Here is a 12578-nt window from a genome sequence, read left to right on the forward strand (position 1 = left end):
AGAGGTATTGATTTTATTTTCCTATTTATCTGTTAATTTTATCTCACTATGCCCCCTGGACCATTCCACCAATACTGGAAAAATCACAAGGAAAATAAAGGGATTTGTTATTGTTTGATGGAATACCTTTCATACAGAAGAAACGACGGGAGCCTGGTTATGAAAAAATCACTATTACCTGCCACAATTTTAGCTGCAAGCATTCTTTACATTTTCTTTATTCCGGATAACCCCTTATGGTTTAAGCTTATTTTCAAGCTGATTCCGATGGTGCTGATCATCATGTATGCACTCATTCGAATGCCTCACGAAAAATTAAAGATCCACTGGCTGATTCTCACCGGACTTATCTTTTGTTCAATCGGTGACGCGACGCTTCATTGGTTCATTATCGGGTTGTCCGCCTTTTTAATCGGCCACCTCTTTTACATAGCCGCATTTTTAACCCAATGGAAATACAATCTTTACCGATTACTGTCCATCCTGCCGTTCGGCATTTTCGGTCTGCTGATGGGTGTACGGATGATGGGAGCACTGCAGGCCGGCGGCGATGACGCATTAATCATGCCGGTACTGTTTTATATTTCCGCCATTATCCTGATGGCCTGGTCCGCATTTATGACCGGGAACCGCTGGCTGATCATCGGCAGCCTGCTCTTTGTCGCATCGGATTCCGTACTCGCCTGGAATATGTTCGTTGCTCCTGTGGCGTATTCTCACCTGCTGATCATGTCCACCTATTACGGCGCACAATTTTTCATTGCGCACAGCGCGTCAAGTTTCCGAAAGCCGAATATCGGGAATAAATAAGCCAGTAAGCTACCGCATGAAAGGAAGGAAAAAATATATATGAATCCGATAAAATATCTGAAACGCTTTAATGCCCATCCGGTCGAAGAGAATTACCTGCAGGACCTGGCGAAGCTCCAATCACTTCACATGCAGCATATCCCTTTCGAGAACCTGGATGTAATCCGAAAAGTCCCGATCTACCTGAATCTGGAGAGCATCTACGACAAAGTGGTCAATCAGCACAGAGGCGGTTATTGCTATGAACTGAACGGCTTGTTCTGCTGGCTTCTGCAGCAAATCGGTTTTGACGCCAAAATGATTTCAGCGACTGTCGTGAAGCCTGACGGCAGCTATGCAAAAGCCGATACGCATGCAGCCATCATCGTTGAACTCGACGCCCCTTATCTGGTGGACGCGGGTTTTGGCGATTCGACGATCAGTCCGATTCCTCTCGAAGGCGAAAGGCATACCGATAATAGCGGAACTTATCGGATAGAGGAAGCCGAATCCGGAGTTTATGAACTGTCTCGCGAAAATGACGGGAACGAAAAAGTGCTGTACCGTTTTACACTGGATGAGAAAAAGCTGGAGGATTTCCATGAAGGCTGTGTCTTCAACCAGGTATCGGAAGAATCTACATTTACGCATGATGACATCGTAACAAAAGCGACTCCGGAAGGCCGTGTCACACTTTCCGGAACCACCCTCACCCGAACTATAGAAGGCAGGAAAGAAAAGCAGGAATTGACGGAGGCTGAAAAAGTAAAATTGCTCGAAGAAGAATTCGGGATCATATTGAATACAGAAAAGCCTCTTCGCATTTGAAGAGGCTTTTTAAACTTTCGGATACAGAAAAATATAAAGCGATATTCCGCAAAACAGCTTCGCTTTCCAAAAACCGTGCTCCTGCATCGCTGCGCTAGCTTCGTCGCAAAGCGCTGGCCGAAATACTTCGGCCGCACTTGGCTGCTTGCGCTGAGCTAACTCGGTCTCGTTACACTTCGCCCGAGTGGATCTCAGCACTTCGCTTGGTCGCCTGGGAGTCTTCGCTGTTTTGCTCCATACCTCAGATCACTTTCTATAATACGATCTTATTTAAGTTTACTCTAAATCAAGAAGTAGATCTTAGATTTATGAACGGAATCCGAATGAAGTGATAGACGGTGAAGAGCAAAGATATGCTCCTGCATCGCTGCGCTAGCTTCGTCGCAAACGATTCACGCAAGCGTGAATCGCTTCCTGCGGGAAACAGAGTGAGTCTGAGACCCCGGAGGGAGCGGAGCGACTGAGGAGGCTCAGGCCCGCTCCCCGCGGAAAGCATCCGTCTAGAACGTAATGCTTATTGAAGTTGAATATTTCTGGACAGATTTGGAAAAGCCTCTTCGCATTTGAAGAGGCTTTTCATGTCCGTTCTTTTTTTCTGCGCTTCCAGATGGAATACGCTGTAAAGAGAACCGCCAGCAACAGTCCGATTCCGTAGAACTCAAATTTATAATCGTTGAAAAGAGCCGAAAAACGCTCATAATTTCCGTTCAGGTAATCTCCCAGATACAGAATCGCAAAACACCATGGAAAGATTCCTGAAAATGTTAGGATCATGTATTTTACCAAGCCAACATTGCTGATACCCGCCAGATAAGATATATAGTTCCCTACTCCGAATGGCCGCGATAAAGCGATGCTCCAGATTCCGTAGCGATTAAAGAAACCGCCTGCCTTCTCAAGCCCCTTTCGGATTTTATTCCATAGGAGATGCTCCAGTTTATTGCCGATGAAATAAGGGATCAGGCTCGCCAGGCTATAAACGACAGCCATCATTGCTGCAATTCCGGCCATCTTTGCCAATGACAGATCAAGCAATCCGCCGTATGCCAACACGGCGATGATGCCTGGAAACGGAACTGAAGCCCCTTCAAGAAAAATAGCCCCGAACAGCCCAAACAAACCCATTGCTTCCAGGAACAACAATATCTGATTGATGAGGGATTGGATATCCATCCTTCTCAGCCCCGCTCCAGCATTTGTTGGATCACTTTAAACATGCTTTTTGAATCATTCAGTTCAATCGATTTCCTGTACCTGTCAGCTGCTTCATTGAATTGTTGCATCATTTTCTCGTCCTGAAGCGCTCTGCAGGTGAAATCAAGCGCGTCTTCATCTCCGGGAATCAGCGTTACCAATTCCATCTCCTTTAGAATCTGCAAATTGATCTGTTCCTGGCCGGGCAATGCCGACGAAATAAAAACTGGGATGCCTTTTCTGAGCGCTTCCGACACCGTTACACCACCGGGCTTGCTGATAATAGCGTCCACTTCATCATAAATTTTGTTCATTTCTTCTTTGGAAGATATATAGGGGTACGCTTCAGCAAATTCATCCGGTATGCGTTTGATGTCTTTATATAACTTCTCGTTTGCTCCGCAAAGAACCTTCACCCGGCAATTAGTGTTTTTAACTCTCTTTTTGACCAAATCCCCCAGGTTTCCCAGTCCCACACTGCCCCCAGACAATAAAATCCGGTTCACTGTTGGGTTGCCGGTTTCTTCTTGCCGCGTCCGTTGTTCAAATTTTGGGCTGATCGGGATGCCGGTAACGAAGATCCGGGTTTCATCAATATCATATTTAGACGACAGCGCGTCTTTAACCATCCTGCTGGGCACGAAATGATAGTCGATATGGCTGCAGCCCCACACGTCGTTAATGAAAAAATCCGTATAGATATTCAATGTGGGAATATCGCATTCGCCAGATTCTTTTAAACGGTTGATAAAAAGCGAAGCGAAGCCATGGGTACAGACAATCAGATCCGGCTGTTCCCTTTCTAAAAGGTCCCTCACTTTGTTCATGAATAAGATTTCGTATAATTTATGCGGCCTTTCACTTTTACTGCGATAGGCGAATTGCCGGTATATCCATGCATAGGATTTTGGAAAGCGGCGGATCCATCCAAGATATCCCGCTACGATGCCTTTTTCAAGCCAGGTATTCCATTCACTCAGAATATCCAGTTTCGTGGATGCAATCTCCCCGGAATTCATCTGAATAATCTCCCGGACCGCATCAGCGACCTGGTGATGACCGGATGGCATGCTGTCCAGCAAAGGGAGAAGCAGAACCTTCTTCATTGGACAGCCTCCAGATAATGCGCTTCGGCAATATAAGCTGGGATGCTGTCAAGATACGGATAATTACGCATGTCTCCACGGTAAATCATTTCCATGCTGTCTGACGAAAAGATATCGCGCGGTGTCATTAAAGCAGGCGGCTTTTCTGTCAAATGAATGTTTCCGGCAGCCAATGCTTCGGTTACGAATTGCGAGCAGAAATAAGCATTTTTTCGATTGAAATTATAATTGAAAGCAACGGCAAATAGACCGGTGAAATTGTATTTGAACGAATCTTTTTCCCGTTCCATTCGTTGAACGTACGCCCATATCATCCGGTAGCACTCTTCGCTAAGTTCCATCTTACAGACAGCGCAATCCGCCCGTTGAAAAAGATGGTCACGCACATCTTCTTTCACAAATCCTGCTATGAATGCGTTATCCGTTTCTTTTCGGCCGAAGCTGTACATCTGGCTTAAATCTTTGGTAAATGACAGCGACACATGGCTGAACGGATATCGTGTACAGTTCTTGATCATTTTTGCCAAATTGGTTTTGGTGTCAGTGAACACTATGTATATTTCCATCATTTCTTCCCCCTTGCAAAGAATCCCGTTTTTCCTTACCTTCAGTTTATCTTTCTCTCTTTAAACCTACATCAGGCGCCAGGCTATTAATGTATGCGACCGGAGACTTAGAATTTATCGGGACTTATCTGTCTATATATAATTTAACGAATGAACACGTGTAAAGTTTCATAAATATTTGTAATTTCCTGTTAGTTTATTACCTTATTATAGCCCTGATTACTTAAAAAAGAACCAGCTTATTTATTAAGATATTATTAATATTCGTAGAAAAACCTGCTCGTCACAGAGCAGGTCAACTAAACTCATTATTAATCTAAGCATCACTTATCATCTGCAATCACTTTTCCGAGCTTCAGGATATTCATGAGGCGCTTGGCTGCTTTATATAACAGACTTTCCCCATCAAGCAAAGCTTCCTGAAGTTCCATCGGCCCACTTATTATCGGCATGATTTCAAGAATACCTTCCTTTTCAAGATTTTCGATGCCTGAACCGATCGATCCGGCAAAAGCAATGACGGGTATATTATGGCTCCGGGCCAATCGCCCGATGCCAACCGGAACTTTTCCGAATACAGACTGCCCATCAATACGCCCTTCACCGGTCAGTACAAGATCAGCGCCGTCCAATTGCTTTTCCAGTTGAGTCCTTTCCACAATCAATTCAAGGCCGCTCATAAATTCCACATCCAACAAAGTTTTCAACAAGAAACCGATGCCTCCAGCAGCTCCACTTCCGGGTTCCGCACTTTTATCACGGCCCATAGTATTGGCAGCGAGCGCGGAAAATTGCCGCATGCCTTTTTCGTATCGGCTCATGTGCTGCTGTTTCACTCCTTTTTGCGGGCCGAAAACCGCAATCGCACCATCTTTTCCCAACAAAGGATTTATTACATCACTGGCAACGATGATTTGAACTGCAGCCAGGGAAGGTTCCAGCCCAGTTGCATCCATTGAGGCGATCAAATCCACTCGACCGCCGACAGTTTCCAGTTCCCTGTTGTTTTCATCAAAGAATTTAACGCCCAGTGCCTGGAATAAACCCGTGCCCGCGTCGACCGTCGCACTGCCGCCAAGCCCCAGTATGATTTTTTCCGCTCCCCGGTCCAATGCGTCTTTGATCAGTTGACCCGTGCCAAAACTCGAAGCTTTGTCAGGATCCAGCTCCTCCGGCAAAAGCAATGGCAAGCCGGAAGCAGCAGCGGTTTCAATCACAGCTGCTTTCTCTTCAACAATCCATCCATAGGCCGCTTCAATTTTCCGGCCAAGCGGATCCTGGACCTGGCAGCTGATCCTCTTTCCGCCGCTAACCGACAGAATTGCCTCAACTGTTCCCTCTCCGCCATCAGCCATCGGCAAAAGGATTGTTTCAGCAAGTGGATCAACATCGAGTATCCCCCGCTTTATGGCTACAGAGGCCACCAAGCTTGTCATCGAACCTTTGAACGAATCCGGTGCAATAATTATTTTCATAGCGAGCCTCCCAAGTTTCAGCAAATTCCGCAGCAATAAAATAGAAGACATGCCTTATGTTAAGACACGTCTTCCGTAACTTCGTTGCTGTAATCCGTTCAATAGCTTTCAATATCCCATGCATGTTCAATTTCAACTGCGCCTTTCAGCGTCTGGGCTACAGGACAGCCCCTGTCAAAGACTTTTAGAGCCCGTTCAGCAGCCTCTTCTTTGCCGGCTGGAACTTTCACGTGATAATGGCAGCTGATTCTGGTGATTTTCAAAACTCCGTCCGGCGCTTCAATGACACCTTGTACTTCCGCTTTTACTTTGTCTGGTGAAGTCGGTATATGACGCGCTTCCAGCGCGCCTGATAATGTACCGACCAGTCAGCCGCCCGCGGCAGCTACGATATGGTCCAGCGTCGATGGATATTCCGGATCGGTTTCGACTCCATAAAATTCCCGTACACCTCCGTGTACACCGAACATGAGCGGCTCTTTGAAATCGCCGATATAGGCTTCACGGATTTTATTGGCTGTGTCTTTTTGAAACACTGTGATTTTGGTCAATTCAATAATATCACTCAAAATATCACCTTCCTTTTTGTAAGGATATCAATTTACCGATTATTCCGCAAACTATAAGGGAGGTTCTGTCGGCTGCAATGTTTTGTTCAATACATCCAAAAAATCGATCAGATTTTCCTCAGTTGTGCCAGAATGGAATGAAATCCTGATAAACTTCCTGGCGACATCACTCGCAATTCCCATTGCCAGCATCGCTGACATCGCTTCACCCGCTCCAATCTTGCAGGCTGTACCGGTGGAGATGGCAATCTGGTGCCGGTTGCATTCAAGCATCATCCATTGCCCTTCAACATGCGGCAATAATAATCCCTGGATGAAAGGAGATTTTGCCGAAGGATCGCCTGCAGGAATCACGTCCTCCGGCAGATTTCCAAGCAAATACGATTGCAATTCTTTAGCGTTATTGAAATTTCCGGGCTGTTCCGCTACCGCGATTTTTACAGCGATTGTAGCGGAAACAATGCCCGGAACATCAATCGTTCCCGCCCTGAAACCGTTTTGATGGACCGTTCCCTCGTAAACAGATTGCCAGTGGATGCTGGGATCCACATAGACGATGCCGACGCTTTTGGGTCCCCCAATTTTATGCGCAGAGAAAACTGCCGAAGCAACTCCGCTATCCGATAAATTGACGGGCACTTTGCCTAAACCTTGGACCATATCCGAATGAAGCGGAACATCATAGCGTTTGGCATACGCCGAACAATAGGCAATATCCTGGATTGCCCCCATTTCAGAATTGACATGCTGCATTATCACGAGTGCCGTCTGTTTATCAACCGCGAGCTCAAATTCTTTCCGGTTCAGATTTCCGAATTCGTCCACCGGCACATACTCTACTGTATATCCTTCCTTTTCCAGCTCATGCAGAACAGCCAAAACAGAAGAATGCTCCAAAGATGTCGATATGATTTTTCTGCAATGTTCGGGCCTTCCTTTCAATACCGAACGGATGGCTAATTGGTTTCCTTCTGATGCACTGCCGGTAAAGTAAAACCCTTCAGGTCTGGCATCCAATAAATTTCCCAGGATCCGCCGGCAGGAATCCACATAATCCGATGCCTTTGTTCCGGCATCATGAAGGCTTTGTGTATTGCCGTAAGCCTGTTCGGCTGTTTCCATATATGCCTGTAAAGCTTCTTTTCTCATTGGAATTGTCGCCGCCGCGTCCAAATAGCTTTTCATATCTTTATCAAAATCCCTTCAAAATGCATTTTTACCTTGTATTCACTGTATCTTTATGTCATTAATAGTGTCAAGACACTTGTAAAGAAGGTGTAAAGTTTTGTTTGATGTATGTATTATCGGCGGCGGAGCAGCGGGTTTGATGCTCGCACATTCCCTGCCTTCTACCTATAAAATTGCCGTGCTGACAAAAAATACGCCAGAAATAGCGAATTCATATCTGGCCCAGGGCGGCATCGCAGCCAGCCTCGACAAAACCGATTCGCCTGAAGCGCATGCATGGGATACTTTATTGGCGACCGCAGATCATTCCGATCCCGAACGTGTTGAGATGCTGACCAAGGATGGGCAAACTGCCATCAAAAAACTGATGGCTGAAGGGCTGCCCTACGACCAGGACGAATCGGGCCAGCCGATACTTGGCATGGAAGGTGCACACAGCACCCGCAGAATCCTCCATTCGGGCGGTGATCAGACCGGCAAGAATCTGATGGACTATTTAATGAAGAAAACTGAAAAGAAAATCCATCTTTTACCCGAACACCAGGCACTCGAACTCATAATGGATAACGGAAAATGCTGCGGCGCAGTGGCAAGCAATAGAAATGGACACCGACAAATCATACCCGCTCGCTATACCGTTCTTGCGACAGGGGGAATCGGCGCATTATACAGCCACACTTCCAATTCGCCTGTCGCGGGAGGCGAAGGGTTATCGCTGGCATATCACGCCGGAGCTGTTTTGGAAGATCTGGAATTCGTCCAGTTCCATCCAACCATTTTGACGATCGACGGAAAATCTGAAGGGCTTATTTCAGAGGCAGTCCGCGGAGAAGGTGCTTTTTTGGTCAATAAAGACGGCCATTCCATAATGGACGATATCCATCCGATGAAAGAACTTGCCCCCAGGGACATTGTCGCCCGGACAATTGAGTGGCATTGGCAGAAGCATGGCCCTGTTTTTCTGGATGCAAGGGGCATTACCTGTTTCAAATCCAAATTCCCTGCAATCTGGGGAAACTTACGTACCCATGGGATAGATCCCACAAGAGATTTGCTTCCTGTCCGGCCTGGAGCGCATTTTCATATGGGCGGAGTCAAAACGGATGACAAAGGCGCAACGACTATTAGCGGCTTATATGCCATCGGGGAAGTTGCATCCAGCGGCGTACACGGCGCAAACCGGCTGGCCAGCAATTCATTGCTGGAAGCAATCGTTTTCGCAAAACGGCTGGCAGATGATTTGGTTGAACAAAACTCGCTTTCTGCTGACAGGCTGCCAGTTCAAGTGTATGCATCCATAGAAAACGGAACATCTGGCCTTTCCGACTTCCCCGATATGGGATTGATGCGTTCGAAAATGACTGACGCAATCGGAATATTGCGGGATAAGAAACAGTTAAATGCATTTATCACTGACTATCCGCTGCGCCCAATTAAGCATTTGATGAATATGGACGATGAGGATATCAGTAATCATCATCAAATGACAGTGTGCACATTGATTGCAACTGCAGCTTATCTGCGCACTGAAAGCCGTGGCGCCCATTTCAGGACAGACTTCCCTTCTCGAATGGATGAATGGCAAGGAAAAGTGATTGAATTGTCTAAAACAGGAAGCGCAATTACCTACCGAAAAACCCATAGCAAGGAGACTGTAACATGAACAGATTAATGGCGGAAAAAGCATTGACGAATTTTTTAATTGAAGATATCGGTGAACGTGATGCATCGTCGGTCATCTTTAATGAAACGGATGAAGGAGAAGCGATTGTACGAGCGAAAGCTGACGGCATAATCGCAGGATTACATATTTTTGAATGGGGCTACAATCTTCTCGACCCATCACTAGTGGTTGAAGCCTTCAAAAAGGATGGCGACCCAGTCCTGGCGGGCGAACCGATTGTAAGGATTACCGGAAAAGTATCGCAAATCCTGTCAGGGGAACGTGTTTTTCTAAACCTGGTACAGCGCATGAGTGCGATTGCAACATTGACGAGACAATGTGCGGAAGCATTAAGCAGCTCTCACACCCGCATCGTCGATACGAGAAAAACGACACCCGGCCTGCGGATGTTTGAAAAATACGCGGTAAGAGCCGGCGGCGGGTTTAACCACCGCAACGGGCTATACGATGCCGTGATGCTGAAAGACAATCATATAGCAGCTGCCGGCTCCATTACGGAGGCTGTGAAAAAAGCGCGCTCAGCACATGGGCATATGATGATGATCGAGGTTGAAGTGGAAACAGAGGAACAATTAATGGAAGCGGTCAATGCATCACCTGATGTCATCATGTTCGATAATCAGACGCCTGAAACAATGAAACGCTGGGTCCAGCTTGTTCCCTCTGCTATCCGCACTGAAGCATCGGGAGGCATCGATCTGGCAAAGTTACGGTATTACAAAGATACTGGCGTTGACGTCATATCCATCGGCGCTTTGACGCATAGTGTCAGTAATCTGGATATGAGCATGAACTTGAGCATTTCACATAAGGAGGCTGTCACACAATGACTTCACTATTGGATGAACTTCAATTGACTGACGCAATGCCGTCTGAATATCTGTCAGCACCTGTCAGCGAACTGCACGAACGCGCTGCCCGCGCAAAGGATATTCTCGGAGAACGTTTATTTATCCTTGGACACCATTACCAGAAAGACGAAGTGATCCGCTATGCGGATGTTACGGGTGATTCACTTCAGCTATCACAGATTGCCGGTCAGCAGACAGCGGACTTCATCCTTTTCTGCGGCGTCCATTTCATGGCGGAAACAGCCGACATTCTGACGACTCCTGAACAGGCGGTCATCTTACCGGACATGCGTGCAGGCTGCTCGATGGCCGACATGGCCAATATCGATCAAACCGAGCGGGCCTGGCTGAAACTGCAGGAGTATTTTGGCGACACGATCGTTCCCCTGACTTACGTAAATTCGACTGCCGCCATCAAAGCTTTTGTCGGCAGAAACGGCGGAGCTACCGTCACTTCTTCGAATGCCGCTGAAATGGTGGAATGGGCACTTGCACAAAAACAGCGCATGCTGTTTCTTCCCGACCAGCACCTTGGCAGGAATACAGCGGTAAAACTCGGCATTCCACTGGAGCGGATGGCGATCTGGGATCCAATTAAACAAAAGCTTGAACTCAAGTGTGAACTCGAAGACGTTCAGGTTATACTTTGGAAAGGCCATTGTTCTGTGCATATGAATTTCCTGCCGAAACACGTGGAAATTTTGCGCGACAAAGAACCGGACCGCAATATCCTCGTCCACCCGGAATGCACTTATGAAGTCGTCAGCATCTCTGATTACGCCGGTTCGACAAAATACATCATTGATACGATCGAGGCTTCCGAACCCGGTTCAAAATGGGCGATCGGCACCGAAATGAATCTCGTCAACCGCCTTATAAAGGATTTTCCTGACCGTGATATCGTATCCCTGAATCCTTATATGTGCCCTTGCCTGACAATGAATCGAATCGATTTGCCGCATCTGACATGGGCTCTTGAAGAAATGGTCGAGGGCAGAGTGATCAACAGGATTTCAGTTGATCCAAAAACCGCTAAAGAAGCGGTTATGGCTCTTGAGAAAATGTTATAAATATAAAATGAAAAATCCCGGCCATCCAAATTTGGATGGCCGGGATTTTCTATACTATTAATAGCTCAATGCTTTTTGATAAATCCAGGTCTTCAAGTTTCCGATCGATGGGAAATGGATGGATTCACCTGTCACCTTGTTTTCGGCTTTGATGATCACATCAAATTCATTGGGAGTAAATGACCAGCCTTCTTTCATCAAACTGCGTGTCATTTTAACAATCATGCTTGAACCTTTGATCGTTTCTAAACTCATCGGTCTCAACTCCTCTTTAGGGATGAATTGCTTCCCTTTATTTTATTTCAAATTGAAGATAAATGAAAGTTTATTGATTTATACCTTAATTTTTCAGATTCTAAACCTTTCGATTTAGTTTGTTCATATTTTTATTATGTAAACAAAAATCATGTATAGCTACCGATGAACTTTGTATAGATATTTAACTTATAAATAAAACGCTTCACAAATAAAAAACAGAGGTCAATATTGACCCCCGCTTGGCTCCTTGCTTATAGCTTTTAAATGGGTTTCCAGGATACCCCTCGTTTTTTCAGGATTCCCTTCCGCCCCTTGCAGCATAGAATTCAGCGCCAGGCCATCCATCAGGCCGTAGAGCCTGTCCGTTTCCAAACTCAGATCCGTGTCTTTTTTCAACAGATTCAACATCACAAGGTTCGACATCACTGATTTAACAGCCTGGTAGACGCTGTCCCGACCCCTGTCATAAGCTTTTCCCGAGTATTTGGAATGGAGTTTGAATATCAGCCGAGCCTCAGGCGCGGAGTCCCCTTCCCCGTTTTCCGGCAGCAAGCCCGCCAGCAGCTTAAGCACTTTTTCCTGAGGAGGCAGATCGGCCATGAATAGTTCGGTTGTCCGTTCAGCCAGATTGGCATGAACCAGGTCTTCTGTATAAGCCAGCAGTTCTTCCTGTGTTGTGAAATAATAACGCAATGCTCCCAGTGTAATTCCGGCCTCCTTTGCGATATTCCTTACTGACGCGCCTTCCATACCCTCCTTCAATAGAATTTTCCATGCGGCATGTGCGATATCCAACTTTTTGCTTTCGTGATCTATTAGTTTCGGCATACATCCATTTTATCAGAATACTTTTATTATTCAATAAATATGATACAGGTGTATCAAATAAATTCATTACCCTGAATCTAATTAATACACTCGTATCATCAAAAAGTTAATAACTTTGCCCCTTTGTGGATAACCCCGTTTCCCTGTGGGTTACTGGATAACCCCTCTCCAC

The 12578-nt window shown here is 46.1% G+C and carries 14 protein-coding genes; 5 read left to right on the plus strand and 9 right to left on the minus strand.

What is annotated here, in order from left to right; translation table 11 throughout:
• Nucleotides 1-159 precede the first annotated feature (159 nt).
• Both D2910_RS02335 and D2910_RS02340 read left to right on the plus strand, forming a co-directional pair.
• Entirely contained in the window at nucleotides 160-810 is a 651-nt protein-coding gene (locus tag D2910_RS02335) for a lysoplasmalogenase (protein WP_117312277.1), read from the plus strand.
• 39 nt (nucleotides 811-849) lie between these two features.
• Nucleotides 850-1617 carry an arylamine N-acetyltransferase family protein gene (locus D2910_RS02340; protein ID WP_117312278.1) on the plus strand — a complete coding sequence of 256 codons (768 nt, stop codon included), beginning with the start codon at nucleotides 850-852 and terminating at the stop codon, nucleotides 1615-1617.
• A gap of 576 nt (nucleotides 1618-2193) precedes the next feature.
• Here D2910_RS02340 and D2910_RS02345 read toward each other — a convergent pair.
• The 7 genes from D2910_RS02345 to D2910_RS02375 form a co-directional block, all read right to left on the minus strand.
• Nucleotides 2194-2790: a DedA family protein gene (locus D2910_RS02345; protein WP_117312279.1), complete on the minus strand. Its 597-nt coding sequence runs from the start codon at nucleotides 2788-2790 to the stop codon at nucleotides 2194-2196.
• Between the two features lie 5 nt (nucleotides 2791-2795).
• On the minus strand, nucleotides 2796-3917 hold the full coding sequence (locus tag D2910_RS02350; RefSeq protein ID WP_117312280.1) for an MGDG synthase family glycosyltransferase: 1122 nt from the start codon (nucleotides 3915-3917) through the stop codon (nucleotides 2796-2798).
• On the minus strand, nucleotides 3914-4483 hold the full coding sequence (locus tag D2910_RS02355) for a C40 family peptidase (protein ID WP_101803015.1): 570 nt from the start codon (nucleotides 4481-4483) through the stop codon (nucleotides 3914-3916). The genes D2910_RS02350 and D2910_RS02355 overlap by 4 nt, the downstream gene beginning before the upstream one ends.
• Nucleotides 4484-4806: 323 nt before the next feature.
• Nucleotides 4807-5958, minus strand: coding sequence for a glycerate kinase (locus D2910_RS02360; RefSeq protein ID WP_240633536.1), 1152 nt, complete (start codon nucleotides 5956-5958; stop codon nucleotides 4807-4809).
• A 98-nt stretch (nucleotides 5959-6056) separates the two neighbouring features.
• Nucleotides 6057-6326: an OsmC family protein gene (locus D2910_RS02365; RefSeq protein WP_101803013.1), complete on the minus strand. Its 270-nt coding sequence runs from the start codon at nucleotides 6324-6326 to the stop codon at nucleotides 6057-6059.
• Entirely contained in the window at nucleotides 6327-6527 is a 201-nt protein-coding gene (locus D2910_RS02370; protein ID WP_084245795.1) for a hypothetical protein, read from the minus strand.
• 51 nt (nucleotides 6528-6578) lie between these two features.
• Complete coding sequence (locus D2910_RS02375; RefSeq protein WP_117312282.1) at nucleotides 6579-7712, minus strand: IscS subfamily cysteine desulfurase; 1134 nt, start codon at nucleotides 7710-7712, stop codon at nucleotides 6579-6581.
• A 100-nt stretch (nucleotides 7713-7812) separates the two neighbouring features.
• Between D2910_RS02375 and nadB the strand changes: the two genes are divergently transcribed.
• From nadB to nadA, 3 genes are read left to right on the plus strand one after another with little or no spacing between them, the layout of a single operon-like run.
• A complete protein-coding gene (nadB, locus tag D2910_RS02380; protein WP_117312283.1) occupies nucleotides 7813-9378 on the plus strand; it encodes an L-aspartate oxidase in 1566 nt (521 codons plus the stop codon).
• Nucleotides 9375-10229, plus strand: a complete 855-nt coding sequence (nadC, locus tag D2910_RS02385) for a carboxylating nicotinate-nucleotide diphosphorylase (RefSeq protein WP_117312284.1) — start codon at nucleotides 9375-9377, stop codon at nucleotides 10227-10229. The genes nadB and nadC overlap by 4 nt, the downstream gene beginning before the upstream one ends.
• Nucleotides 10226-11320, plus strand: a complete 1095-nt coding sequence (gene nadA / locus D2910_RS02390; RefSeq protein WP_117312285.1) for a quinolinate synthase NadA — start codon at nucleotides 10226-10228, stop codon at nucleotides 11318-11320. Before nadC ends, nadA begins: the two co-directional genes overlap by 4 nt.
• 57 nt (nucleotides 11321-11377) lie before the next feature.
• On the opposite strand, the gene D2910_RS02395 is transcribed toward nadA, so the two are convergent.
• Complete coding sequence (locus D2910_RS02395; protein WP_084245785.1) at nucleotides 11378-11575, minus strand: hypothetical protein; 198 nt, start codon at nucleotides 11573-11575, stop codon at nucleotides 11378-11380.
• 225 nt (nucleotides 11576-11800) lie between these two features.
• Entirely contained in the window at nucleotides 11801-12406 is a 606-nt protein-coding gene (locus D2910_RS02400; RefSeq protein WP_117312286.1) for a TetR/AcrR family transcriptional regulator, read from the minus strand.
• Between the last annotated feature and the right edge of the window lie 172 nt (nucleotides 12407-12578).

Origin of the sequence: Planomicrobium okeanokoites (genome assembly GCF_003428875.1) — a bacterium.
Classification (GTDB): Bacteria; Bacillota; Bacilli; order Bacillales_A; family Planococcaceae; genus Planococcus; species Planococcus okeanokoites.